29 protein-coding genes and 1 tRNA gene are annotated in these 24,517 nt (G+C 67.5%); 6 read left to right on the top strand and 24 right to left on the bottom strand.

The window, feature by feature from the left end:
* From ABD927_RS03700 to ABD927_RS03750, 11 genes are all read right to left on the bottom strand, one after another.
* Positions 1–954, bottom strand: a complete 954-nt coding sequence (locus ABD927_RS03700; RefSeq protein WP_345246428.1) for a 2-hydroxyacid dehydrogenase — start codon at positions 952–954, stop codon at positions 1–3.
* A 71-nt stretch (positions 955–1,025) separates the two neighbouring features.
* On the bottom strand, positions 1,026–2,489 hold the full coding sequence (locus ABD927_RS03705) for an FAD-binding oxidoreductase (protein ID WP_345246430.1): 1,464 nt from the start codon (positions 2,487–2,489) through the stop codon (positions 1,026–1,028).
* Entirely contained in the window at positions 2,473–3,054 is a 582-nt protein-coding gene (locus ABD927_RS03710; RefSeq protein WP_345246432.1) for an amino acid synthesis family protein, read from the bottom strand. The genes ABD927_RS03705 and ABD927_RS03710 overlap by 17 nt, the downstream gene beginning before the upstream one ends.
* Positions 3,055–3,112: 58 nt before the next feature.
* The gene (locus tag ABD927_RS03715) at positions 3,113–4,015 is read right to left on the bottom strand and encodes an NAD(P)-dependent oxidoreductase (RefSeq protein ID WP_345246434.1); all 903 of its coding nucleotides are present in this window, start codon (positions 4,013–4,015) and stop codon (positions 3,113–3,115) included.
* 165 nt (positions 4,016–4,180) lie between these two features.
* Positions 4,181–5,065, bottom strand: coding sequence for a LysR family transcriptional regulator (locus ABD927_RS03720; RefSeq protein ID WP_345246436.1), 885 nt, complete (start codon positions 5,063–5,065; stop codon positions 4,181–4,183).
* A gap of 81 nt (positions 5,066–5,146) precedes the next feature.
* Positions 5,147–6,310 carry a CmpA/NrtA family ABC transporter substrate-binding protein gene (locus ABD927_RS03725; RefSeq protein WP_345246438.1) on the bottom strand — a complete coding sequence of 388 codons (1,164 nt, stop codon included), beginning with the start codon at positions 6,308–6,310 and terminating at the stop codon, positions 5,147–5,149.
* A gap of 40 nt (positions 6,311–6,350) precedes the next feature.
* Entirely contained in the window at positions 6,351–6,926 is a 576-nt protein-coding gene (locus ABD927_RS03730; protein WP_345246440.1) for an ANTAR domain-containing response regulator, read from the bottom strand.
* 16 nt (positions 6,927–6,942) lie between these two features.
* Complete coding sequence (locus ABD927_RS03735) at positions 6,943–7,746, bottom strand: ABC transporter ATP-binding protein (RefSeq protein ID WP_345246442.1); 804 nt, start codon at positions 7,744–7,746, stop codon at positions 6,943–6,945.
* A gap of 23 nt (positions 7,747–7,769) precedes the next feature.
* Positions 7,770–8,705 carry a nitrate ABC transporter permease gene (gene ntrB, locus ABD927_RS03740; RefSeq protein ID WP_345246444.1) on the bottom strand — a complete coding sequence of 312 codons (936 nt, stop codon included), beginning with the start codon at positions 8,703–8,705 and terminating at the stop codon, positions 7,770–7,772.
* Between the two features lie 25 nt (positions 8,706–8,730).
* Entirely contained in the window at positions 8,731–10,026 is a 1,296-nt protein-coding gene (locus ABD927_RS03745) for a CmpA/NrtA family ABC transporter substrate-binding protein (RefSeq protein ID WP_345246446.1), read from the bottom strand.
* 303 nt (positions 10,027–10,329) lie between these two features.
* Positions 10,330–11,094, bottom strand: a complete 765-nt coding sequence (locus tag ABD927_RS03750) for an MBL fold metallo-hydrolase (RefSeq protein WP_345246448.1) — start codon at positions 11,092–11,094, stop codon at positions 10,330–10,332.
* 160 nt (positions 11,095–11,254) lie between these two features.
* Between ABD927_RS03750 and ABD927_RS03755 the strand changes: the two genes are divergently transcribed.
* Complete coding sequence (locus ABD927_RS03755) at positions 11,255–12,187, top strand: SMP-30/gluconolactonase/LRE family protein (RefSeq protein WP_345246450.1); 933 nt, start codon at positions 11,255–11,257, stop codon at positions 12,185–12,187.
* A gap of 8 nt (positions 12,188–12,195) precedes the next feature.
* On the top strand, positions 12,196–13,482 hold the full coding sequence (locus tag ABD927_RS03760; protein ID WP_345246452.1) for a multidrug effflux MFS transporter: 1,287 nt from the start codon (positions 12,196–12,198) through the stop codon (positions 13,480–13,482).
* Here the strand turns inward: ABD927_RS03760 and ABD927_RS03765 are convergent.
* The 6 genes from ABD927_RS03765 to hemA form a co-directional block, all read right to left on the bottom strand.
* Positions 13,479–13,895 carry a hypothetical protein gene (locus tag ABD927_RS03765; protein WP_345246454.1) on the bottom strand — a complete coding sequence of 139 codons (417 nt, stop codon included), beginning with the start codon at positions 13,893–13,895 and terminating at the stop codon, positions 13,479–13,481. The two genes, ABD927_RS03760 and ABD927_RS03765, sit on opposite strands and share 4 nt — an antisense overlap.
* 64 nt (positions 13,896–13,959) lie before the next feature.
* Entirely contained in the window at positions 13,960–14,472 is a 513-nt protein-coding gene (locus tag ABD927_RS03770) for a nucleoside 2-deoxyribosyltransferase (RefSeq protein WP_345246456.1), read from the bottom strand.
* A 40-nt stretch (positions 14,473–14,512) separates the two neighbouring features.
* Complete coding sequence (gene grxD / locus ABD927_RS03775) at positions 14,513–14,839, bottom strand: Grx4 family monothiol glutaredoxin (RefSeq protein WP_345246458.1); 327 nt, start codon at positions 14,837–14,839, stop codon at positions 14,513–14,515.
* 34 nt (positions 14,840–14,873) lie between these two features.
* Positions 14,874–15,674 carry a peptide chain release factor N(5)-glutamine methyltransferase gene (gene prmC, locus ABD927_RS03780; RefSeq protein ID WP_425570173.1) on the bottom strand — a complete coding sequence of 267 codons (801 nt, stop codon included), beginning with the start codon at positions 15,672–15,674 and terminating at the stop codon, positions 14,874–14,876.
* A 28-nt stretch (positions 15,675–15,702) separates the two neighbouring features.
* Positions 15,703–16,782 carry a peptide chain release factor 1 gene (prfA, locus tag ABD927_RS03785; RefSeq protein WP_345246462.1) on the bottom strand — a complete coding sequence of 360 codons (1,080 nt, stop codon included), beginning with the start codon at positions 16,780–16,782 and terminating at the stop codon, positions 15,703–15,705.
* Between the two features lie 6 nt (positions 16,783–16,788).
* Positions 16,789–18,069: a glutamyl-tRNA reductase gene (hemA, locus tag ABD927_RS03790; protein ID WP_345246464.1), complete on the bottom strand. Its 1,281-nt coding sequence runs from the start codon at positions 18,067–18,069 to the stop codon at positions 16,789–16,791.
* Between the two features lie 188 nt (positions 18,070–18,257).
* On the opposite strand from hemA, the gene ABD927_RS03795 reads away from it, so the two are divergent.
* Positions 18,258–18,333, top strand: a tRNA-Phe gene (locus ABD927_RS03795).
* A gap of 127 nt (positions 18,334–18,460) precedes the next feature.
* On the opposite strand, the gene ABD927_RS03800 is transcribed toward ABD927_RS03795, so the two are convergent.
* Together ABD927_RS03800 and ABD927_RS03805 are read right to left on the bottom strand one after the other, a co-directional pair.
* Positions 18,461–18,823 (bottom strand): helix-turn-helix domain-containing protein, encoded by a 363-nt coding sequence (locus tag ABD927_RS03800; RefSeq protein WP_345246502.1) that lies wholly within the window; start codon positions 18,821–18,823, stop codon positions 18,461–18,463.
* Entirely contained in the window at positions 18,742–19,131 is a 390-nt protein-coding gene (locus ABD927_RS03805; RefSeq protein ID WP_345246506.1) for a hypothetical protein, read from the bottom strand. The genes ABD927_RS03800 and ABD927_RS03805 overlap by 82 nt, the downstream gene beginning before the upstream one ends.
* A gap of 27 nt (positions 19,132–19,158) precedes the next feature.
* Between ABD927_RS03805 and tnpB the strand changes: the two genes are divergently transcribed.
* The 3 genes from tnpB (at position 19,159) to ABD927_RS03820 (ending at position 21,675) form a co-directional block, all read left to right on the top strand.
* Positions 19,159–19,500 (top strand): IS66 family insertion sequence element accessory protein TnpB, encoded by a 342-nt coding sequence (gene tnpB, locus ABD927_RS03810; RefSeq protein ID WP_345246466.1) that lies wholly within the window; start codon positions 19,159–19,161, stop codon positions 19,498–19,500.
* Positions 19,501–19,579: 79 nt separating this feature from the next.
* Entirely contained in the window at positions 19,580–21,103 is a 1,524-nt protein-coding gene (gene tnpC, locus ABD927_RS03815) for an IS66 family transposase (RefSeq protein ID WP_345246468.1), read from the top strand.
* Positions 21,058–21,675 carry a plasmid pRiA4b ORF-3 family protein gene (locus ABD927_RS03820; protein WP_345246470.1) on the top strand — a complete coding sequence of 206 codons (618 nt, stop codon included), beginning with the start codon at positions 21,058–21,060 and terminating at the stop codon, positions 21,673–21,675. The genes tnpC and ABD927_RS03820 overlap by 46 nt, the downstream gene beginning before the upstream one ends.
* A 177-nt stretch (positions 21,676–21,852) precedes the next feature.
* Here ABD927_RS03820 and ABD927_RS03825 read toward each other — a convergent pair whose 3' ends face one another.
* The 5 genes from ABD927_RS03825 to ABD927_RS03845 all read right to left on the bottom strand — a co-directional run bounded on the left by ABD927_RS03825 (position 21,853) and on the right by ABD927_RS03845 (position 24,478).
* A complete protein-coding gene (locus ABD927_RS03825; protein ID WP_345246472.1) occupies positions 21,853–22,086 on the bottom strand; it encodes a hypothetical protein in 234 nt (77 codons plus the stop codon).
* A gap of 31 nt (positions 22,087–22,117) precedes the next feature.
* The gene (locus ABD927_RS03830) at positions 22,118–22,453 is read right to left on the bottom strand and encodes a helix-turn-helix domain-containing protein (RefSeq protein ID WP_345246475.1); all 336 of its coding nucleotides are present in this window, start codon (positions 22,451–22,453) and stop codon (positions 22,118–22,120) included.
* 200 nt (positions 22,454–22,653) lie between these two features.
* Positions 22,654–22,977, bottom strand: coding sequence for a helix-turn-helix domain-containing protein (locus ABD927_RS03835; protein WP_345246476.1), 324 nt, complete (start codon positions 22,975–22,977; stop codon positions 22,654–22,656).
* Positions 22,967–23,338, bottom strand: coding sequence for a type II toxin-antitoxin system RelE/ParE family toxin (locus ABD927_RS03840; protein ID WP_345246478.1), 372 nt, complete (start codon positions 23,336–23,338; stop codon positions 22,967–22,969). The genes ABD927_RS03835 and ABD927_RS03840 overlap by 11 nt, the downstream gene beginning before the upstream one ends.
* 33 nt (positions 23,339–23,371) lie before the next feature.
* Complete coding sequence (locus tag ABD927_RS03845; RefSeq protein ID WP_345246504.1) at positions 23,372–24,478, bottom strand: tyrosine-type recombinase/integrase; 1,107 nt, start codon at positions 24,476–24,478, stop codon at positions 23,372–23,374.
* Positions 24,479–24,517 lie beyond the last annotated feature (39 nt).

Here is a 24,517-nt window from a genome sequence, read left to right on the forward strand (position 1 = left end):
TCAATTTACGGGAGAGAGCAGGGGAAGTCCGGCGAAGTGGCGGGTGGCGTTGTCGATGAATCGTTGCACGGAGGCCTGGATGGCCTCGGGCGAGATGCCGCCCACGTGGGGCGTGAGCAGGGCGTTGTCGAGTTCCAGCAGCGGCGCGGGCGGCGTCGGCTCGCCTTCGTAGACGTCGAGCGCGGCCGCGAACAGGGTGCCGTCGCGCAGCGCGGCGGCGACCGCGCCGGTATCCACCACGCTGCCGCGGGCGATGTTGACCACGACGCCCTGCGGACCCAGTTCGCGCAGGACTTCGGCATTGACCAGGTGGTAGGTCTCCTTGCCGCCGGGCGCCGCCACCACCAGGAAGTCGCTCCAGGCGGCCAGCGCCCTGACGTCGTCGAAGAACCGGTAGTCGACGTCGTCGCGCCGCCGGCGGTTGGTATAGGCGATCTGCAGATCGAAGCCGGCGGCGCGGCGGGCGATCTTGCGGCCGATGGCGCCCAGGCCGAGTATGCCCAGGCGCCGTCCCGACACCTGCGGCGGACGCGGGATGTCGTCGCGCCAGACGCCTTCGCGCACCAGCCGGTTCAGCGTGGGCACGCGCCTGATGGCCGACAGCAGGATCGCCATCGCGTGGTCGGCCACGCAGTCGTCGTTGGTATTGGCGGCGTTGGCGACGCGGATGCCGCGCCGGGTGGCATGGTCCACCGCGACGTTCTCGAAGCCGACGCCCAGGGTGCAGATGATCTCCAGATTCGGCATGGAGTCGATTTCCTCGCGGGTCAGCCCGTTGACGCCGTTGGTGAGCACGACGCGGATGCGCTGCCCATGCTCGACGATCTGCGCCGCGCCGTTGGAGCGGTCGGCGCCCAGGCCGTCGTTGGGCGCGTAGATCAGCTCGAACGAGCGGGAGACCAGTTCGCGGTGTTCCGGCGTGATATACACCAGCACGAGAAGCAAGGGTTTCATGTCTGTGGTATTGGCGGTGAGTGGCTGCGCGGGCCGGCAGCCGGTTGAGATACGCATGGCCCCGGCGCAGGTCAGATGGGAGGCGGCAGCAGCCTGCCGGGGTTGAGCAGGTTGCCGGGGTCGAGCGCCTGTTTCAGGCTGCGCATCAGGGCGATTTCGAGGGGATGCTTGTGGCGCGCCAGCCTGGCGCGCTTGATGGCGCCGATGCCGTGTTCCGCCGATATCGATCCGCCATGCGCGGCGACCGTGTCGTAGACCGCGCCGGTGACGTCTTCTTCGTGCCGGCGCACCCATTCGGCGCTGTCGCCGCCGGCGGGAGCCTGCACGTTGTAATGCAGGTTACCGTCGCCCAGGTGCCCGAAGTTGACCACCCGTGCCTGCGGAAACGCGCGCGCCAGCAATGCGTCGGCATCGGCGCAGAACGCCGTCAGGCGCGAGGCGGGCAGCGCCACGTCATGCTTGATGTGGAACCCCTCTTGCGCCTGCGCCAGCGTGATGGATTCGCGCAGGTGCCACATGTGATGCGCCTGCGCCAGGTTCTCGGCCACGGCGGCATCCGCCGCCAGCCCGCCTTCGATGGCCTCGCCCAGCAAGGCTTCGAGGGCGTCCCGCGCGTGGGCCTCGCCCTCCACGTCGGACAACTCGACCAGCACGATCCATGGCATGGCGGGCAGCGGCTGGCGCAATTGCGGAAAGTGTTTCGCCACCAGGGCCAGCGAGGCCGCGTTCATGGCCTCGAATCCGGTCAGTGCCGGACCGGTGCGGATTCTGGCGAGCTCCAGCAGGCGGACCGCGGCGTCGAGCGATCCGCAGCCGGCCATCGCCGTGGTGACCGCGGCCGGCTGGGGGAACAGCTTCAGCGTGGCGGCGGTGATGATGCCGAGCGTGCCTTCCGAGCCGATGAACAGATCCCGCAAGTCATAGCCGGTGTTGTCCTTGCGCAGGCCGGTCAGCCCGCTCCAGATCTCGCCGCCGGCGGTCACGACTTCCAGTCCCAGGCACAGTTCGCGCGCATTGCCGTAGCGCAGCACCTGGGTGCCGCCGGCATTGGTGGCCAGGTTGCCGCCTATGGTGCAGCTGCCTTCGGCGCCCAGGCTCAGCGGGAACAGCAGGCCGTGGCGCATGGCTGCGTCCTGCACCGACTGCAGGACGCAGCCCGCCTCCGCGGTGAGCGTGAGATTGGCGGTGTCCACCTGGCGGATCTTGCTCATGCGCAAGGTGCTCAGCAGTATTTCGCTGCCGCTGTCGTCGGGCACCGAGCCGCCGACCAGTCCGGTGTTGCCGCCTTGCGGGACGACGCCGACGCCATGGCGAGCGCAGATCCGCATGATCTCGGCCACCTGGGCGGTGTCGGCCGGGCGCGCGACCGCCAGCGCCTTGCCGCGGCAGCGCTGGCGCCAGTCCAGCTCGAAGGCCGGCAGGTCGCCGCCGGCCAGCACGAATTCCTGGCCGATCGCCGTCCGCAGCGCGGCCAGGAGCGGATGGGATGCAGGCGAGGCCATGCCGCCGCGGCGCTCGTCAGCGCTGCCCGTCATGGACGGAGATCTGGTCCGCGCGCAGGCCGCCCAACCGTTCGTGCACCCGTGGGCCGGTCGCCATCGCCAGCGCATACAGCAGCTCGCGCGGCCGGGGCGCGTCGGAAACGCTGACCTCCATGGTGTTGAAATGGCTGCGCACGTAGCAGGCCTCCACGTGGTGCAGCGGGATGTGCAGGCGGCTGCCGGCCGCGCCGACGTACTTGGCCGCCGGCACGACCGACTTGGCGTGCTTGAGCACGGAGCGCATGGCCCAGCCGCCCGCCTCGTGCCAGATGGCGCCGTGCTCGAGTTCGCCGTCGACCCCCACCAGCGCGCCCTTGCCGTAGGCCTGGATGGCGTCCGCGCCGCCCAGCGCCTCGACCAGCTCGGGCACCATCCGGTCGGCCAGCCCGCGGGCCTCGGCCACGAAGGGCAGCAGGTCTTCGACGTAGCGGCCGGCGAAGGGATTGTCGATGATGACCGCCACCACGCCCATCCTGAGCGGCGCCGGCGCGGGCGCTCCGCCTTCGTGATAGACGGTTTCGATGTTGAGCAGTTTCTTGCGGACACGGATCATGGACATGGACCAGTTCCTCCTTCTTTCTCGTTGATGTTTGCGAATGGGGTTGTGGGGCTAGCGCCTAACGCTCATCGGACGGCGAGCCGAACTGCACGCCGGCCCATTGCTCGAAGTGGCGTATCGGGTAGACGTTGTCGCGCGCGCCGTCGCCCTGGGTGATGGCGAAGGCCAGGAACTGCCGCGCCACGGGGCTCAGGACCATGGGCGCGCCGAGCTTCTCCGCCTCGTCGATGCACATCTTGACGTCCTTGTGCAGCAGCTCGGTGGTGAAGCGCACCGGGAAGCTGCGGTCCAGCGCGCACTGCGGGATGCGTTCGAGCGTGGCGAACGAGCGGCCGCTGGACGCATTGATGACATCGAGCATCTTCCGGGAATCGAGGCCGGCCTTGACGCCGTAGACCAGCGCTTCGCAGCTGGCGATCATGCTGGCCGCATACAGGGTGTTGTTGATGATCTTCATGGTCTGGCCCAGCGCCGGCGCCTCGCCCATGTAGAAGATGTTCTTGCCCAGCACGCGCAGCAAGGGCTTGACCCGCTCGACCACTTCCTCCTTGCCGGCGGGCATGACGGCCAGCGTGCCGTGCTCGGCCGCCACCGTGCCGCCGCTGACGGGAGCGCCGACGAAATCGATGCCGCGCGCCTGCAGGCCGGCGGCGATCTCGTCGGTAACGCTGGGGCCGGTGGTGGACAGGTCGACTACCGTGCGCACCGCCTTGCCGTTGGCGACCCCGCCGGCGCCGAGGGCGACTTCCTTGACGATGGGGGGCAGCGGCAGGCAGAGCAGGACGGTGTCGCACCGGTCCGCCAGGTCGCGGGCGCCGGCGGCCGCGACCGCGCCTTTGTCCGCCAGCCGCTTCACCGCGGCCGCGCTGGTGTCGTAGACCACTAGTTCGTGGCCCGCGCCCAGCAGGCGCGTGCCGAAATGAACACCGATATTGCCGAGGCCTATGAGTCCGACTTTCACGAAGATACGCTCCATATGAAATTGCCCGGGGGCGTGAGCCGGCGCGCGGCTTGCCACGAAGGTCAGAGGCATTTTAGGAAGATCGGCCGGGCCTGTCGTATACCGATTTCGGCGCAGGGTATGCCCTGCTGTTAAGCGGTCGGCCGCAGGCCGCGGCCCGCCCGGCTACCGATAGAGCGATGTCAGGATTTCGATGAACTTGTCGGCGTGGGTGCCGCGGCGGTCGAACATCGTGCGGGCGATGCTGGGCGTGAGCAGGATTTCCTCGGCCAGCGGGCGCACCTGGACGCCTTTCCAGGGCCCGCCGCCGATGGTGTATTCGTCCACGATGGCCACGCCCACCCCGGCGCGCGCCAGCGAGCAGGCGATTTCTGTTTGCAGCACGTGGATGTGCGGCACGAACTGCACCTCGGCCGCCGCGAACGAGGATGCGATCAGGGTGCCGAACTGGATGCTGGGATGGTGGGTGATGAGGCGATGCCGCGACATGTCGCGGAAGCTGACCACGTCGAGCTTGGCGAGTTCGTGCCCCTGGGGCATGACGCACACCATCTTGCCGGTGGTAAGGGTCTGGATCTCCAGGTGCGGGTGTTCCAGCGGCATGACCGAGACCACCAGGTCGACCTTGTTGCTCAATACCTCGGCGGCCATATTGTGCAGCAGCGAGGTATGGTAGTTCACCTGGATGCGCGGATAGCGCTCGGTGAACCGGGCGATGGCCTCGGGCACGAAGGAATAGCTCAGGCAGGGACTAGAGGCGATGTTGAGGACGCCGGACGGGCCGCGCGCCAGGTCGGTGGCGAAATCGCTGACGCGCAGGGCGTGCTGGTAGAAGTCTTCGACTTCCCGGAACAGCGCTTCGCCCTCGGGGGTGGGAATGAGCCTGCCCTTGGTGCGATTGAAGAGCTTGAAGCCGAGCGTTTGCTCGGTGTGCGACACGATCCGGCTGACGGCGGGTTGCGAGATGAACAGCATTTTCGCTGCGCCGTTTATCGAGCCGGTAAGCATGACGGCCCGGAACACTTCCATCTGACGCAGTCGGAATTTCATTTCGTATCCGTCGTATCCTGCCCCCCGAGAATCGCGAAGCTTAACGGAAACGTCAGCCGACCGCCAACACGGCCCGGCGTCTTACCCCGCCAGCCGATGGATGGCGAAGGAGTGGGCGTATGCATGCGGGTTCGAGCCGTCCCATGCACGGCCGTCCATCAGGATGCTGCGCCGCATGACATCGGGCGGCAGCGGGACGCCGACCTGGCTCGCCGCCGCCCGGAACAGATCGACGCGGTTGATGCGCCCGGCGACTTCGCGATAGTCCGGCTCGGCGGCCAGCATCCCCCACCGCCGGTACTGCGTCATCATCCACATGCCGTCGGAAAGATAGGGAAAATTGGCCTCCCCATCGGCATAGAAACGAATGCCGGGCGCCTTGCCGTCCTGCGGCGGCATCAGCAACCGCGACGCAATCACATCGCGCGGCGCGCCCACGTAGTCGGGCGAGGCCAGCCAGTCGGCCGCCCGTTCGCGGTGGACGGGCACGTCGAGCCAGCGGCATGCCTCCAGCATCGCCATCACCAGCGCGCGCGCCGCGTTCGGATGCGCATCGGCGAAGTCGCGCGTGCAGGCGATGACTTTTTCCGGATGGTGCGGCCACACCTCCGAGGTATGGGCGATGGTGAAGCCCTTGCCCTCGCTTTGCGCCAGCGCGTTCCACGGCTCGCCCACGCAATAGCCGTCGACCTCGCCGCGGCGCAGGTTGTCGGCCATCTGCGGCGGCGGGATCACCACCACGCGCACGTCGCGCAGCGGGTGGATGCCGTAGGCCGCCAGCCAGTAGTACAGCAGCATCGCGTGCGAGCCGGTGGGGAAGGTCTGGGCGAAGGTGTAGCGCTGCGATTCGCCGCGCACCAGCCGTGCCAGCGAGGCGCCATTGGACACGCGCGGCGCCAGCGCCTGCGACAGCGTGATCGCCTGGCCGCCCTGATTCAGCGACATCAGCATCGCCATGTCGCGCTGCGGGCCGCCCAGGCCGAGCTGGATGCCGTAGCCCAGGCCGTAAAGCGCATGCGCGGCATCGAGTTCGCCGTTCAGCAGCCGGTCGCGCACCGCCGCCCACGAAGGCTGGCGGCACAGTTCCAGTTCGATCCCGTGGCGCCGGTCGAAGCCCTGTGCGACCGCGGCCACCAGCGGCGCGCAGTCGGTCAGCGCGACGAAGCCGATCCGCAGCCGCCGCTTTTCCGGCGCATCGGAACCCGCCACCACGTGGCCGGGATGCGGGGAGGAGGGGTTGGCCATCGGTTGACGTTCCTGTAGTTGTCTCGCGGTATGAATAGGTTCAGCCCAGCAGGTCGGACATCGACAGCAGCCGGCGCGCCATGTCGCCCAGCTTCAGGCCCTGCTTCATGGCCTGGCCGCGCAGGAGTTCGAAGGCCTCGGTCTCGGACAGGCCGCGCTTGTCCATCAGCCAGCCCTTGGCGCGGTCGATCGCCTTGCGGTCGGCCAGCTGCTGCTCGACGTCGGCCAGGCGGCGGCGCAGCTTGTCTTCCTCGTCGAAGCGGGCGCAGGCCACGTCGATGATGGGCGCGAGCTTTTCGGGCGCCAGGGTGTCGACCACGTAGGCCGTGACGCCGGCGCCGACCGCGGCGCGGATGACGGCGTTGTCGGCGGCGTCGGAGAACATCACCACCGGCCGCGGCGCGGCGGCGTTCATCACGGCCAGTTGTTCCAGCGTGTCGCGCGACGGCGATTCGGTGTCGATGATCACCACGTCGGGCCGCTGGCTTTCGACCGCGTGCAGCAGCGCCCGCGCGTGGGCGGCGTCGGCCAGCACTTCGTAGCCGGCCTGTTGCAGGGCCTCGCGCAGGTCGGCGATCGGTTTGTCGGTATCGTTGACGAGCAGGACGCGCGGCATGGAAACCAGTTTACCGTCACGCCGCCTCGCGCGCGGCGGGATGGCTCTGCTTGCGGTAGAGGAAATCGGTGACCGCGGCGCGGCAGGCGTGGTAGGCCGGATCGTCGGCCAGCGCCACGCGGTCGCGCGGGCGCGGCAGCGGCACCGGCAGGATCTCGCCGATGGTGGCGGCCGGGCCGTTGGTCAGCATCACGATGCGGTCCGACAGCAGCACCGCCTCGTCGATGTCGTGGGTCACCATCACCACGGTGCTGCGGGTGGCGGCGACGATCTCCAGCAGTTCGTCCTGCAGGCGGGCGCGGGTCAGCGCGTCCAGCGCGCCGAACGGCTCGTCCATCAGCAGCACCTTGGGCTCGATCGCCAGCGCCCGCGCGATGCCCACGCGCTGCTTCATGCCGCCGGAGACTTCGTGCGGCATCTTCTGCTGCGCGTGCGACAGGCCCACCAGCGCCAGCGCGGCCGAGGTGCGCTCGCGCAGGCGGACCTTGCTCTCGCGCTGGCCGAACACCTGCTCGACGCCCAGATGGACGTTGTCGAAGCAGCTCAGCCACGGCAGCAGCGAATGGTTCTGGAACACCACGCCGCGGTCCGGGCCGGGGCCGGCGATTTCGCGGCCGGCGCAGATCAGCACGCCGGAGGTGGGCCGCGTCAGGCCGGCGATCAGGTTCAGCAGCGTCGACTTGCCGCAGCCCGAGTGGCCGATCAGCGTGATGAATTCGCCTTGCGCGACGTTGAGGTCGATGTTGCGCAGCGCCACGAAGGCGCCTTTGCGGGTCTTGAAGACCTGGCCGGCGCGCTGGATGCTGAGGAATTTTTCCATGGCGGTGCTCCCGGTTGCGGGGTTCAGTCGGCGTAGGTGAAGCGGCGGACGAGCTGGGTCAGGCAGGTCTCCAGCGCCAGGCCGACGATGCCGATGACGAAGATCGCGATCACGATGTGCTCGACCTTCAGGTTGTTCCATTCGTCCCACAGCCAGAAGCCGATGCCCACGCCGCCGGTCAGCATCTCGGCGGCGACGATCACCAGCCAGGCGGTGCCGATCGACAGCCGCACGCCGGTCAGCATGTAGGGCAGCACGGCAGGGAACAGGATGCGGGTCATGATCTTCCACTCCGGCAGCTTGAGCACCCGCGCCACGTTCATGTAGTCCTGCGGCACGCGGGACACGCCCACCGCGGTGTTGACGATCATCGGCCAGATCGAACAGATGAAGATGGCCCAGATGGCGGCCAGGTCGGCGGCCTTGAACAGCAGCAGGCCGAGCGGCAGCCAGGCCAGCGGCGACACCGGCCGCAGCAGGCTGATGACGGGCGAGAACACGGCGTCCAGCGGCTTGAAGCGGCCGATCAGGAAGCCGGCCGGGATGCCTACCACCGCGGCCAGGCCGAAGCCGATGCCGACCCGGCCGAGCGAGGCCAGCACGTTCCAGCCGATGCCGCGGTCGTTCGGGCCGTTGTCGTAGAAGGGATCGGAAAACAGTTCCGCCGCGGCCTTCCACGTCACGCCGGGCGACGGGATCTCCGGCACGTACATCGAGATGGCCTGCCATACGGCGACCAGCAGCGCGAAGCCGAGGACCGGCGCGCCGACGGTCTTGAGCAGGCTGGCGAGCAGGGCGTTGCCGGGGCTGGCCGGGCCGCTTGCGCCCGCCGCCGGGGGCGGCGATGCGGGGGCGGCCGGCGGCGTTTCGCCCGCGGCCGGATGGAAGTCGATGACCTCGGCCTGGCGCGGCGTCGCCGGCGCGCCGGCGGGCTGCAGCGATTGCACGGTGGCTGTCATGGCGTTTGCTCCTTCGACCGGCGTCTTACGACGCCTTGACCTTGAACCCGTCGGCATAGGCGGCGGGATTGCTGCCGTCCCACACCGTGCCGTCGATCAGTTTGCTCGACCGCATGTCGGACTTCGGCAGCGAAACGCCGCCCACCGCGGCGGCGGCCTCTTTGTAGATGTCGATGCGGTTCACCTGCCTGGCCACGGCCAGATAATCGGGGTGCGACTTCAGCAGCCCCCAGCGCTTGTGCTGGGTCAGGAACCACATGCCGTCCGACAGGTAGGGATAGTTGACCGCGCCGTCGCGGAAGAACTGCATCGCGTGCGGATCGTCCCAGGTCTTGCCCAGGCCGTCGGAATAGCGGCCCAGCATGCGGTCCAGGATGATGTCCATGTCGGTGTTGACGTAGGACTTGGCGGCGATGGTCTCGGCCGTCTTGCGGCGGTTGGAGGCGCTGGCGTCGATGAAGCGGCCCGCTTCCAGCACCGCCGCGGTGACGGCGCGCGCGGTGTTCGGATAGCGCTGCACGAACTCGGCCGTGGTGCCGAGCACTTTCTCGGGATGGTCGGTCCACACGCCTTGCGAGGTGATGGCCGTGAAGCCGATCTTGTCGGCGATGGCGCGCGCGTTCCACGGCTCGCCCACGCAGAAGCCGTCCATGTTGCCGATCCGCATATTGGCCACCATCTGCGGCGGCGGCACGGTGATGACCTTGGCGTCGCGCAGCGGATTGATGCCGTAGCTGGCCAGCCAGTAGTACAGCCACATGGCATGGGTGCCGGTGGGGAAGGTCTGGGCGAAGGTGTATTCGCGCTTCTCGGCCTGCATCAGCCTGGCCAGCGAGGCGCCGTCGCGCGCGCCTTTCTCCAGCAGCTTGTTGGAAAGGCTGATGGCCTGGCCGTTCTGGTTGATGCTCATCAGCACCGCCATGTCCTTGCGCGGCCCGCCCGCGCCCAGCTGCACGCCGTAGACCAGGCCGTACAGCACGTGCGCGAAGTCCAGTTCGCCGTTGACCAGCTTGTCGCGCACGCCGGGCCACGAGGCTTCCTTGGCCGGCACGATCTTTACGCCGTATTTCTTGTCCAGGCCCAGCGTGGAGGCCATCACCACCGAAGCGCAGTCGGTCAGCGGGATGAAGCCGATCCTGACCTCCGCCTTCTCCGGCGCGTCGGAGCCCGCGGCCCACGCGCCCGCGCGCACCAGCGGGTCGACCAGGCTCATGATGCCGGCGCCCGCGGCGGCGCCCAGCAGGCGGCGGCGCGCGGGGTCGCGGGGCGCCGCCGCGGCGTCGGGGGCGGGACCGGAAAGGCTGGGGGTGCTCGGCTTCATCCATCGCTCCAGGCAAAAAAAATGCGTTCCGCATGGGGAGGGAATCTCCTCGCCATGACGGAACGCCATTGTTCCTACTGCTCTGTCGTGTCGCGGGCCATCGTTGGCCGACACGCCACATCAAGCAATAGCTATGCCAAGCGTATGGAAATGGTGGGCGGCGTCGGCAAATCGCTTGCGAATCAACCGTTTGCCTGGGCGGCCGGAAAGTAGGGCAGGCTGGGACGGCGGCGCGTTCGCAGACGGCGTGCACCCAGTCGGGTCACCGTCATTGTGCGCCGCACCAGCCGGGTGCCCGCGCGCTCAGCAGCGCGGACAGAGGTCGAAGTGCGTGGTCCGCTCGAGGTCTTCGTCGAACCAGGCCTTGATGCCGGCCTTGCGCTCGCCCAGGTATTCCGGCAGCCCGTCGGCATCGAGCCGCATGGTCAGATCGTGGCCTGGCACCAGCAGCGTGCCGGGGTGGGCGCGCCACAGCGACCAGATCATCTCGATCGTGCGGCGGCTGGTTTCGGCGTCTTCCGTGTCGGCGCCTTCGCCCGACAGCAGCTCGGCGCGGTTCTTGGCCGCGTCGCCGGTGAACACGATGGGCACCTCGGTGCCGTCGAAGGTGAAGACCAGGTGGCCCGGCGTATGACCCGGCGCGGCCAGCGCCCGCATGCCGGGCAGGAAGGTGTCGCCGGCGGCGACGCGGCGCACCTTGGGCGAGGAGGCCAGTTCCTGCACGTAAAGCTCGGGCAGCGGGTCGAAGCCCGGCGGCTGGCTGGCCGCCCAGCTGATTTCCTCGGCGCCGATCCAGATCGTGGCGTTGGGGAACAGCGGGAAGTTGACGGCGTGGTCGTAGTGGGCGTGGGTGAGCACCACGTCGGTGACGGCGGCGGGGTCGACGCCGCGCGCGGCCAGTTGCTTGCCGAGCTCGCGGCGTACGCCGAAGGCACCGACGTCGACCAGGATGACGCGATCGCCGCCGCGCAGCAGCGCGATGGTGCTCCAGCCCAGGCCGCCGTTGCAGACGGAGCGGCCGGGATAGCCCTGGATCAGGACGTCGAGTCTGTAAGAAGAAGCGGGCATGATGTCTCTTCCGTATTCGTGGATGTATAGGGGCATGCGCGGAGCAGCGCGCTGCGGCGCGGGCGGCGGCGGCGCGGAACCCGTAAGATACCAGGGGCCCGCCGGGCTTGTCGCCCGCCGCCCCGGCCGGGCGGCGCACCGCTACGCAGGAGTTTTCACGATGCAGGACAACCGCCGCTATCCCGACCCCGCCGTCAAGGTGCTCGACCCGCGCTTCAATGCGCTGCGCATCGCGCAGGCCTCGGTGGAGCATCTGTACGGCGGCTGCCGCTGGTCCGAAGGGCCGGTATGGTTCGGCGACAGCCGCTGCCTGCTGTGGAGCGACGTGCCCAACGACCGCATCCTGCGCTGGGACGAAGCCACCGGCACCGTGGCCGCGTTCCGCCAGCCGTCCGGCAACGCCAACGGCAACACCCGCGACCGCCAGGGCCGGCTCATTACCTGCGAACATCTCACGCGCCGCGTCACGCGCACCGAGTACGACGGCGCGATCACCGTGCTGGCCGACCGCTACCAGGGCAAGCCGCTCAATTCGCCCAACGACGTGGTGGTGAAGTCCGACGGGTCGATCTGGTTCAGCGATCCCGCCTTCGGCATCGGCGGCTATTACGAGGGCGAGCGCCACGAGGCCGAGCTGCCCACCCACCTGTACCGCATCGACGGCCATACCGGCCGCCTCTCCGTGGCGGCCGACGACATCCTGGCGCCCAACGGCCTGGCGTTCTCGCCCGACGAATCGCGGCTGTACGTGGTGGAGTCGCGCAGCACGCCGCGCCGTATCCGCGTGTTCGATGTCGGGCCCGACGGCGCCCTGTCGGGCGGCGGCGTGCTGATCGACGCCGGCGACGGCTCGCCCGACGGCCTGCGCGTGGATATCCATGGCAATCTGTGGTGCGGCTGGGGCATGGGCAGCGACGAACTGGACGGCGTGCGCGTGTTCACGCCGCAGGGGGAACTGATCGGCCGCATCGAACTGCCCGAACGCTGCGCCAACGTCTGCTTCGGCGGCCGCCATCGCAATCGCCTGTTCATGGCCGCCGGCCATGGGTTGTACGCGCTGTACGTCAACACGCAGGGCGTGCCGGTCTGCTGAGCCCTTCCATGCGCATCAAATCCGATTCCATCGCCTTCCTGGCGCTGATGGGCGCCTTGTCGGCGCTGCCGGCGCTGTCCACCGACATGGCTCTGCCCGCCTTATCGAGCATCGCGGCCACGCTGCAGTCGTCGGTGGCCAGCGCGGCGCTCACCCTGAGCATATTCATGTTCGGCTTCGCGCTGGCGCCGATCGCCTATGGCCCGCTGGCCGACAGCTACGGCCGGCGGCCGGTGCTGCTGGCCGGCGGCGTGTTGTACACGGCGGCCAGCCTGGCCTGCGCGCTGGCGCCGTCGATCGGCGTGCTGCTGGCGTGCCGGCTGTTGCAGGGCGTGGGCGCCGGCGCCGGGATGGTGCTGTCGCTGACCATCGTGCGCGACCTGTTCGAGGGCAGCGCGGCGCGCGCCTGCCTTTCGTACGTGGCCACGCTGCGCATCGTGGCGCCGATGATCGGGCCCACGCTGGGGGGCTGGGTGCTGCTGGCGGCGGGGTGGCGGTCCATCTATGGCGTGATGGCGCTGGGCGGAGCGGCCGTCACCGCCGCGGTGTACTTCGGGTTGCCGGAAACCCGGCCGCACGGCACCGTGGCCGCGCGCGACCTGGCTTCCGGCGCGCCGGCTGCCGGAGTCCCGGCCGCCGGCGCGGCGGCTGGCGGCACGGCCCGGCTGCGGGCCACGATCGGCGCGCTGGCGGGCGTCTACCGGCGCGTGCTGTCCACCCCGGCCACCGTCGGCAATGCGCTGGTCAATGCGCTGACCTTCGGCTGCCAGTTCTCGTACATCGTCGGTTCGCCGCTGCTGGTGATGCAGGTGCTGGGCCTGTCGGCGCAGACCTTCGGCCTGATCTTCGCGCTGACGGCGTTCGGCATCATGGCGGCGTCCATCCTCAACGGCCGGCTGAACGCGCGGGGCGTGTCGCCGCATGTGCTGCTGGGCTGCGGCCTGGCGTTGTCCAGCAGTACCACGCTCATCTTCGCCGCCGCCGTGTTCGCCGGCTTCATGCCGCTGTGGCTGCTGCTGCCGGTGCTGACGCTCAATACGTTTTCGTTCGGCATGATCGCGCCGAACGCGTCGCACGCAGCGGTGGAGCCCCTGCCCGAAATGGCCGGCGTGGCCTCCGCCGTGGTCAGCACCATGATGATGGGGACCGGCGCGGCGGCCGGGGCGATGGTGACCCTGCTGTACGACGGCCACTCGGCGCGGGCGATGGCGGGGATGATGCTGGTGTGCGCGCTGGCGGCGCTGTCGGTCTATGTCTTCCGGGTACGCAAAACGCAGCGGCCCGGCGCCAGCTAGCGCAGCACGAAGCCGCCGACGCGGCCGTTGATCACGTTCAGCGTGCCGATCAGATCGTCGCCGCCGTCCTTGAAGGTCAGCTTCCACAGCGAGAAATCGTAGTTCTGCTGGTGGTAGTCGCCCAGCCTGATCGCCTCGTAGCCCTGCTGCAGCCGCGGCCCCAGCTCGGCCGCCACGGCGTCGAACTGGGCGCGGTCCAGCTTGGCGAAATCCTCGTTGCCGGTCGACACGAAGCGCTGATAATCGCGATCCTGGATCGCGGCCAGCAAGGTCTTCAGCAGGGCAGATTCGGTCTCGGTGCCGTTGCCGATGGCGGCCGGGGCCGGCGCCTGCGCCCGCGCGAGGGGCGCCAGCGCGGGCACGGCCAGGCACAACAGCGTCGGGATCAGGCAGCGGACCAGAAACTTGTTCACGAGCGTCTCCATAGCGTTGCGGCGCCGCGGCGCGGAACCGTCCGGGCGGCGCCAGGTTTCTTTCCTAGGGCGCGCCGCCGCCGCGGACATGGGTGGCGATGCGGCGCAGGCATTCATCCGCGTCGCCGGCCACCACGGTGGCGGTGCAGGCGATCATCAGGTTCAGCGGCAGGCCGAAATCCTCGACCCGCCAGCCTCGGGCATCGACCGGGCCGTGGCCGTCGGCGCCGGCCGCCACCCGCTCGGCCAGCGGCGACGCGTGCGGCGTGTAGACCCAGACCGGCTTGCCGCGCGCATGCGCATAGCCGATTTCGAACACCGTGCCCGAATCCGGTTCCTGGCCGCGGAACGGTTCGAGGTTGGCCATCACGGCGTCGACCTCGTCGATCAGCGCCAGGTTGGCCCGGCAGATCGCCTGGGCGGCATCCATGCCCTGCCGTCCGGCGCCCGCTTCCTCGTCCGTATCGAACGGGAACACGCCCTGCAGGCCGTGGCGCGCGCACTGCGCCTTCAGCCATCGGCCGTAGGCGGCGGCGTCGGGTCGGAACACGTCCGGGCCGGCAAGATAGATCCTCATGCCGCAAACATCATGCCCGGCGGGCGGCCGGCACCGGGCCTCAGCCCAGCGCGCCGGCTTCCTGCAGCAGCTGCTTGAGCTCGCCCGTTTCGCTCAGCTCGGCGATGATGTCGGCGCCGCCGATGAACTCGCCCTTGATGTAGAGCTGGGGGATGGTGGGCCAGTTCGAGAATTCCTTGATGCCCTGGCGCACTTCGTCGTCTTCCAGCACGTTGACGGTGGCGACGTTGCGCACGCCGTTGGCCTTGAGCACCTGGATCGCGCGGCCGGAAAAGCCGCACTGCGGAAACTGCGCCGTGCCTTTCATGAACAGGACGACCGGGTTTTCGGTAACCGTCTGGCGCAGGAATTCTTGGACGTCGCTCATCGCGAACCTCGCAAAAAAAGGTTGAATACGTCGATTATAGGTATCCGCCGGAAATCCGTTCGATACCGGCCAGATCGCGGCGGCTTTCCACCCCCGACAACCCGGCGCCCGCCAGCAGCGCGCGCACCGCGGCGGCCTGGTCCCAGCCGTGCTCCAGCCACAGCCAGCCGCCGGGCTTGAGCCAGCAGCCGGCGCCGGCCGCGATGGCGCGCAGCGCCTGCAGGCCGTCGGCGCCGTCGGTCAGCGCGCCGCGCGGCTCGAAACGCAGGTCGCCTTCGGCCAGGTGGCGGTCGCCGTCGGCGATGTAGGGGGGATTGGCCACGATCGCATCGTAGATGGCGGCGGGTTGCGCCGGATTCAACGCATCGAGCCAGTCGCCGTGCAGGAATTCCACGTCGGCGTCCAGGCGCCGCGCATTGGCCCGCGCCACCGCCAGCGCGCCGGCGCTCAGGTCGGTGGCGCGCACCCGGGCGTCGGGCCGGGCCAGCGCCAGCGAGATCGCGATCGCGCCGCTGCCGGTGCCCAGGTCGAGCAGCGCCGGCGCGGCGCGGCCGGCCACGCAGGCCAGCGCCGTTTCCACCAGCAATTCGGTTTCGGGGCGGGGAATCAGGACGTCGGGCGAGACCTGCAAACGGTGCCCCATGAACTCCCGCTCGCCCACCAGATAGGCCACCGGCTCGCCGGCCCGGCGGCGCGCCGCCAGTTCGTCGAATCGTGCCGCGGCCTCGGGGGACAGCGGGTCGTCCCCATGCGCGATCAGCCAGGCGCGGTTCACTCCCAGCACGTGCGCCATCAACGCGCGGGCGTCGACCGTTTCCAGGCCGCTGCCGGCCATCAGCGCGCGCGCGCAGTCGGCCATACCTTTACTCTTCGCCCAATGCGGCCAATTGTTCCGCCTGGTGCTCGGCGGCCAGCGCCGACAGCAGTTCGTCCAGGTCGCCGTCCAGGATGTTCTGAAGCTTGTACAGCGTCAGGTTGATGCGGTGGTCGGTGACCCGGCCCTGAGGGAAGTTGTAGGTGCGGATGCGCTCGGAACGGTCGCCCGAACCGACCAGGCTCTTGCGGTGCGCGGCCTCTTTCGCGTGGCGCTCGCGCTGTTCCTTGTCCTTGATGCGCGCCGCCAGTACCTTCATGGCCTTGTCGCGGTTGCGGTGCTGCGAGCGGTCGTCCTGGCACTCGACCACGATGCCGGTCGGCAGGTGGATGATGCGCACCGCCGAATCGGTCTTGTTGATGTGCTGGCCGCCGGCGCCGCTGGCGCGGAAGGTATCGATGCGCAGGTCGGCCGGATTGATCTCGACCTCGGCCACCTCGTCGGCCTCGGGCATGATCGCCACGGTGCAGGCCGAGGTGTGGATGCGGCCCTGCGTTTCCGTGGCCGGCACGCGCTGCACGCGATGGCCGCCCGACTCGAACTTGAGCCTGCCGTAGGCGCCGTCGCCCACGATCCGCACGATGGCTTCCTTGTAGCCGCCCAGCTCGGATTCGCTCATCGACATCACCTCCACCTGCCAGCGGTTGCGCTCGGCATAGCGGGTGTACATCCGCAGCAGGTCGCCGGCGAACAGCGCGCTCTCGTCGCCGCCGGTGCCGGCGCGGACTTCCAGGAACAGGCTGCGGTTGTCGTCGGGATCGCGCGGCAGCAGCAGCACGCGCAGTTCCGATTCCAGCCGCTCCAGGCGCTCCTTGCCGTCCTCGAGCTCTTCCTCGGCCAGCGCCTTCATGTCGGGATCGGCCAGCATCTGCTGGGCAGTCTGCAGGTCGGCCTCGGTGGCCGCGTAGGCGGTAAAGCCCGAGGCCACCGGCTCGACTTCGGCCCGCTCGCGCGAGAGCTTGCGGAAGGTGTCCATGTCGTTCGCGATCTCGGGCGAGGCGAGCATGGCGTCCAGTTCGGCTAGGCGTCGAGTCAGCTGCTCGAGCCGGGCACGCATCGATGCTTTCATGAAAGGCTAGTGTTCGTTGCGCGGGGGCCGCGACGGAAACAGCCGCGGCAGCCAGGCCAGCAACTGCTGGCGGTCGGCGCCCTCGCTGCGGTTGAGCGCGGCCAGCGGGCCGTGCAGGTACTTCTGCGTCAGCCCGTGGGCCAGCTGCTCCAGCACCTGGTCGGGGTCGTCGCCGCGCGCCAGCGCCTTGCGCGCGCGTTCCAGCTCCGCCTGCCGCAGGGTATCGGCCGCGTGCTGCATGTCGCGGATGACCGGCACCACGGTGCGCGAATCCATCCAGTGCATGAAATTCTGCACCCGCGTCTCGATGATGGCCTCGGCCTGCACCACCGCGGCGCGGCGCGCGTCGCTGGCGTTCTGCACCAGCCGGCCCAGGTCGTCCACCGAATAGAGGTAGACGTCGTTCAGGCGGCCGACCTCGGCTTCGATGTCGCGCGGCACGGCCAGGTCGATCATCACCATCGGCCGGCGGCGGCGCGCCTTGGTGGCGCGTTCGACCAGGCCCAGGCCCAGGATCGGCAGCGAGCTGGCGGTGCTGGACACCACCACGTCGAACTCGGCCAGGCGGTCGGGCAGCTCGGTCAGGCGCATCGCGCCGGCCGAGAAGCGCTCGGCCAGCGTTTCGGCGCGCTCCACCGTGCGGTTGGCCACCACCATGCGGCGCGGATGCTGCGCGGCCAGGTGGGTGGCGCACAGCTCGATCATCTCGCCGGCGCCGATCAGCAGCACGTTGACCTCGGACAGGTCGCCGAACACCCGCTCGGCCAGCCGCACCGAGGCGGCCGCCATCGAAACCGACTGCGTGCCGATCGCCGTATGCGAGCGCACTTCCTTGGCCACCGAGAACGTGCGCTGGAACAGCTGGTGCAGCATCGTGCCCATCGCGCCGGCCTCTTCGGCGGCGCGCACGGCGTCTTTCATCTGGCCCAGGATCTGGGGTTCGCCCAGCACCATCGAATCGAGCCCGCTGGCGACGCGGAAGGCGTGGCGCACCGCGTCGTCACGCATGTGGCGGTACAGGTGGGGCGACAGCGCCTGCCGGTCGAACTGGCGGAATTCGGCCAGCCAGGCCGGCAGGTGCTCGGCCACGCCGGGTTCGGCCGTACAGTAGATTTCGGTGCGGTTACAGGTGGACAGGATGGCCGCCTCCCTGACCCCGCCGCCGAAGGCCGAACGCAGCCCCGCCAGGGCCGGGTTCAGCAGCTCGAGCGGAAACGACACGCGCTCGCGCACCGAAACGGGGGCGGAGACGTGGTTCAGGCCGAAGGTGAGGACATCGAGAGACATGGGCGTACCGAGGGCCGCGTCTTGGGCGGCCGCCAGGCATTATAGGTCAGGCTCGGGCGGGGGCCGGACGGGGGTGGCTGGCTTCTATCTTATGGGGCGGGGAGGGCGGCTTTTCAAGGGGGGCGAAAGTGTGTATTATTGCGAGCTCTTCGCGGCTCGGCTGGTTGTGCGTGGCGTGTTGCGTAGATGGCCTGGTAGCTCAGTTGGTAGAGCAGCGGATTGAAAATCCGCGTGTCGGTGGTTCGATTCCGCCCCAGGCCACCAGAATTACTTAAAGAAATCAACGCCTTAGGCACCAAGCGGCCTAGGGCGTTTTTCTTTTCCGGCGCGATCAAACACGAAATCGACACGGTGCCGCGCGCCCACGTCGTGAGTTGGCTGCTGCGTCCATCTACTTGCGCTGACGCAGGTACTCCTTCTCCGTCTCACGCACCAAGTCCGCAGCGGACACACCGAGCGCCTGGCCGATACCTATCAAGGTCGTGATCGTCGGCTGCCTGACGCCGCGCTCGAGGCGCGACACGAACGTCCGGTCAACGCCCGCCTGAAAGGCGAGCTCCTCCTGGGACACGTTCTGCTCCGACCTGTGCCGTCGCAGGACCTCCCCGAATATCTGCCCGATGTCCGCAATCTCCGCCCTTGCCATGTGCGGAAGACTGCTTTTCTTGTAGCCTATAGTCCACGGCCTATAGGCACGGTGCCCATAGGCCCATACGGCGAAAAACCAGTAAAGACGCCGCCCACGACACAGCATGGAGCACAAATGACAAGAACGCCCCGCACCTGCGCCATGTCCTCAGCCCCATCGAGGACGTGATCGCCCGGCTGCGCCGTGACATGGCGGAAGAACATCGCCAACAGGACATCAAAACCCTGATCTGGAAGAAAAAGCTCAGCGCCACCGAGCGGATGATCCAGCGCGACTACGATGGCAGAAAGTGCATGACAACGCTCCCGGTCTGCCACCATAGACAGAAACATGATGTCGCGTTCACTTCCCTGAAAGGTACGCGCATCCTCCCGCTTGAGCGTGCGCGGCACGGTTGATCCGGTGATGCTCACGACGGCGATCGCCGCACTGCGCGCCTGATGCTGCCGCCGACCCATACGCGCATCTGGATCGTGGCGGGTGTGACCGACATGCGCTGCGGCTTCGATGGGCTGGCGGCCAAGGTACAGATGCACGTGCAGGCCGACCCCTTCGGTGGCCACGTGTTCGTGTTCCGTGGCCGGCGCGGTGACCGCATCAAGGTGCTGTGGTTCGACGGCGACGGGATGTGCCTGTTCTGCAAGCGGCTGGAAGCGGGCCGCTTCGTGTGGCCGCAAGCCGAGAACGGGCGCGTGGCACTGACGGCGGCGCAGTTGTCGATGCTGCTCGAAGGCATCGATTGGCGCAGTCCGCGCAGGACGGCGCCGACGTTGGCGGCGTGAGTCGCGCGGGGCGATGAGAATCGCAAGCGCCTTGCGATAAATGCTTTATGCGCGCGGTGTGTGCCGATAAAATGTCGGCATGCCAACGCCCCTTGCCCCGACTGATCGCGAAGCCGCTTTGCAAGCGGTGATCGATGCGCTCAAGCAAGAGAACGACTATTTGCGCTGGCAGTTGGCCCGCGCGCGACGCGAGCGCTTCGGGCGCAGCAGCGAGCGCGGTGACCTGCTTGGTCAACTGCCGCTGTATGAAGAACCGGCGCAGGCGGTGCCTGAGGCCATGGGGCAGACGATTGCGGCCAAGCGCGTGGCTCGGTCTGCGCGTCGTGCAGGGCAGTCCCGCCCGAGCCTGCCTGACACACTGCCGCGCGAAGAGATCGTCCATGCGGCAAGCGACGACTGTGCCTGCCCGGCCTGCGGTGGAGCCCTCAAGCCCTTGGGCGAAGACGTCAGCGAAGTCCTGGAATACGTGCCGGCGAGCTTCAAGGTGGTGCGCCATGTGCGGCCCAAGCTGGCTTGCGGGCGGTGCGATGTTATCGTGCAGGCAGCAGCGCCGGGGCGCCCGATCGCGCGCGGCCTGGCCGGCCCTGGGCTCTTGGCCCAGGTGCTGGTCTCGAAGTACTGCGATCACCAACCCTTGTATCGGCAAAGCGCCATCTATGACCGCCATGGCGTGACGCTGTCGCGCTCGACGCTGGCAGACTGGGTGGCGGGCAGCAGCCGGTTGCTGCGCCCCTTGGTGGCTGCCTTGCAGCGGCATGTGATGAGCGGCGAGAAGATCCACGCAGACGATACACCGGTACCTGTGCTGGCGCCGGGTCGTGGCAAGACGAAGACCGGGCGGCTGTGGACGTATGTGCGCGATGACCATGCGGCTGGCGTTGCTGAGCCGGCTGCGGTGTGGTTCGGCTACTCGCCAGACCGCAAGGGCGAGCACCCGGTGCGGCACTTGAAGGACTTCACCGGCATCCTGCAGGCCGATGGCTACGCCGGCTTCAATCAACTCTATGCCACAGGCCGCATCCAGGAAGCTGCCTGCTGGGCGCACGTGCGGCGCAAGTTCTATGACATCGCCGAGCAGCAGGCCAGCCCTGTGGCGTTGCAGGCCATTGCACGGATCGGTGCCCTGTACGGCATCGAGGCCGAGGTGCGCGGTCAATTAGCGCCGATGCGGCAACAGGCACGCCAGGCCCGGGCGGGGCCGCTCTTGGCATCGCTGCACGACTGGCTGCGGGACACGACCCGCGCCTTGCCGCGCAAATCCGCGTTGGCCGGGGCGATCCATTACGCCCTGGCGCGGTGGACGGCGCTCACCCGCTATGTCGACGATGGCCGCATCGAGATCGACAACAACCCGGCCGAGCGTGCCTTGCGCGGTGTGGCGCTCGGGCGCAAGAACTACCTGTTCGCGGGCTCGGATGCGGGCGGCCATAGCGCAGCGGCGATTTATAGCCTCCTGGGGACGGCGGCGATGAACGGCATCGAGCCGATGGCCTACTTGCGCGAGGTGCTGGCGCGCATCGGGGATCACCCAGTCAACCGGGTGGACGAACTGCTGCCGTGGAACCTGGCCCTGTGCGCTGCGCCGAGCGCGAAGGCCGCGTGATGGCATCCAAGGTCGGCACGCTGCAAGGGCACGCCATGGTGCTGCAGATTGCGCTATGCGACATCGCACCGCTGATCCATCGCGTGGTGGTGGTGCCCAGCACCATCACCTTGCCCAAGCTGCACGTCACGATCCTGCGCGCCATGGGCTGGAGCGGCGGCCATCTGCACGAGTTCGTCATCGACGGCATCCACTACGGCGAACCCGATCCCCTCTATCCGGAGCCGGACTTGAAGAGCGAGCAGCGTATCCGCTTGAACAAGGCCTTGGGCGGTGGCAAGGACTTCGGCTACCTCTACGACTACGGCGATAGCTGGTGGCACGCGATCACCGTGCTGGCCGAGCTGCCCCTGCAAGGCCGGATGAGCTACCCGCAATGCCTGGACGGCGCCAATGCCTGCCCACCCGAAGACGTGGGTGGGGTGCCCGGCTATGAAGACTTCCTGGCGGCCATGGCCGATCCGAAGCACACGCAGCACGCGCACCTGCGGGATTGGTACGGCGGCCCCTTCGATCCCAAGGCCTTCAGCCTGGAGGACACGGCTGAGCGGTTGCGCGAAATCCACCTGTAACGCAAGACGGTGCTCGTCGGACGCTTACTGCCAATCAGAGTGGATCGACGGGCGTGGCTCTCGATAGGCCGACCCGGCACGCAAACCGTCTTCGTATCGAACGCCCGCTAAAGGTCGCAACCGGACATTGATTTGCAGCTGCATCCGGCCCAGAACAGTTGTTCGCCAGCAGCAGCATTAAAGTGTCCCGCAGCAAGAACAGTTTGGCTCAAATTGAATCGGGCCCGCAGCGATTTGATTTTCCCCCGTGTTGTATTCGGGTTGGCTGCTGGCTCCCAGGTATAGCGCTTCGTACTTTCGCATCCCGTGCTCGTCAATGAAGCCAAGCCGATGCAGATCGGCAGCCGTTTCATGCACTGCCTCAAGAAGCCGACTTTTGGCTTTGGGTTCAGCTTCTATCTGCTTAGTCATTGCAAAATTTTCGCCCAGTTCTCGCCCCTGCTTAAGCATGCGCGAGCAGCAAATGACCGACAGGCTCTTTCGTCGGCCGTACCCGAATCTCGATGTTGTAGCCCAGGCGATTCAGGCAATCCATTAGCTTGCGTTCGGAGAAGTTGGCGAAATCCCCATTCAGCAGGGCGGACACCTTGGGCTGCGTCAGGCCCATGCGCTTGGCGGCCTCTGTCTGAGTCAAGCCAAGCTTGCGGATGGCCTTCGTAATCTCGATGGTGAGGCCGGATTTGATCTTGAGCTCCTCAGCGTTAGGCAGACCAAGATCGGCAAACACGTTGCCAGAGCTGGCCTCTATATCAATTTTTTTTGCGTCGTGCTTTTTCATTCCTTAGCTCCTGAGCCCCCTCAAACCTCAGTATTGAAGCGGCTAGCACACCCAGTCATCCGATCTGCTCCGCCTCAATGCCAGTGACGTCGCTGATCTTCACTGCATCGTGAGGGAATTCGGCAATGATTCCAAATCACTCCCCCATGGCAGATCGAATGCATACAGCGTTCGATAGGGGTGCTCATCAAGCAGCCGAATCAAGCCAGCACATCAAGACCATGCTTCTTGACGACTTGCAGCAACCGTGCCGCGATACCGCTCGGCTGTTTTGCGCCGCTTTCCCACTTCTGCACGGTGGACGTGCTAGTGTTGAGGTACTTGGCGAACACGGGCTGGCTGACTTTTGCTGCCCTGCGAATCTTCACGATGGCCTTTGCGTCGAAGTGCGGGGCCTTAGCGAGACACATTTCATCGAACTCCCGCATCGTTTGTTTGCTCACCACACCAGAACGTTGAAGGCCAGCAGCCGCGCTGTGAATGGCCTCGAACGCGTCACTTTTGAATCGGGATTTAGTCGCCATTGCTGACAATCTCCAAGAGTTCCTTGATCTTGATCTGGTCATCGAGCTGCACGCTGCTCATGGCCGCGAACAGCGTAGCCAGCCGCTTGAACGCAGCCTCTTCAGCCTGGTCGATGTTCTCACGATCATTCTTTGCGTACAGGTAGACAAAGAACCAGTGGTCCCCCACCTTCTCAACGACAATGCTGCGATGCATGTTTTTGTTGAGGCGCTTTTTCCAGACGTTACCGCCCAGGTTGTCGCCTTTGCCCTCGGCCAGATCTTTGCCGGCCCGCAGCAGCTCTTCATCGAGAATCTGTGCCTTGGCAGCCAGCTTGGCAAATGCCTTGGTCTTGAAAAAACGGGACTGCTTCTTGCGCATTGCATCTGCCATCTGGATTACCAAAATATAGCACTAGGTGCTAGTTTTTTCAAACTCGATTCCCGCCTGCTCCAGCATCCACGCCTCGATCTGGTCATGCCACTTGCGTAGTAAATCCAGCGGACGGCGGCGATAGTGCTTTTCAGCAACGGCAGACGGCTTGTGCCCCTGGATCTGCGCCACCACGCCCACGGGCACCTCCACCCATTCCGACAACGTCCCAAACGACCGGCGCAGGCCGTGGATGCTGACATGCGGCAGCCCTGCCTGCTCCAGCGCCTTGACGTGCGCTGCGCGAGGCTCGGCGAGCTTGCCGTCTTCTGCCGTCGGGCTGGCGAAGACCCACGGCGACGGTTCCCACGCCTCGCCACGTGCTGCCAGTGTTGCCAGGCGGCGGTCGCTGGGCGGCGTTTCGTTCAGGCGCTTCAGCTCTTCAAACACGCTGGCGAGATAGGGAGTCAATGGAATGACCCGTCCGCCCGTGCCTTCGACCTTGTCGTCCAGGGTCAGGCTGCGCCAGCGCAGATCCACGTCTTCCCAGCGCACCGCGGCCATTTCTTCCCGGCGCGCGCCGGTCAGCAGCAAGCTTTGCAGGTAGACGGACTGCACCCGGTTGGGAATCTTGCGAACGGCGGCAAACCAGGCCGCAAGCTGCTCGCGTTGCAGGACATCGCCCTCCTTGGCCTTGACCCGGGGAACAGCGTCTTTGACGTTGCGGGCCTTGTAGGCGTCGGATGGGACCAGGCCGCTGTAGTTCTTGTGCTCGGACGCCCAGCGGATGAAGGCACGCAACTGGCGGTAGGACAGCGCAGCCATCGTGGGACGGCTCTTACCCTCCTCCGTCATCCATTCGGCAATGCGCTCGCCCGTCATGTCCGGCAGGCGCAGCGGCCGCAGCGATGCCAAGGGGCCGGGTTCGGTCAGACCCTTGCCGCGTTTCTTAGGCTTGCCGCCGACCTCTGAATTCTTGATATGGTCGTCGTAGTGGCGCTGGCTCCAGAAAGGCTTGCGGGCTTCGAGGTAGGCATCCCAGGCTTCGCCGAAGGTGACGTCCTGGCGCTTGGCGGCGGCACGCCGTGCTTCGTGGGCGGCGTGCTGTTCGACACGGTGCTCGCGGGGGTCGATGGCGCAGCAACGCATCCACGGCACGACGGGTGAGAAGCCCGAAGTGCGCCTTGC

The sequence above is a fragment of the Pigmentiphaga soli genome, from assembly GCF_039541095.1.
GTDB lineage: Bacteria > Pseudomonadota > Gammaproteobacteria > Burkholderiales > Burkholderiaceae_B > Pigmentiphaga > Pigmentiphaga soli.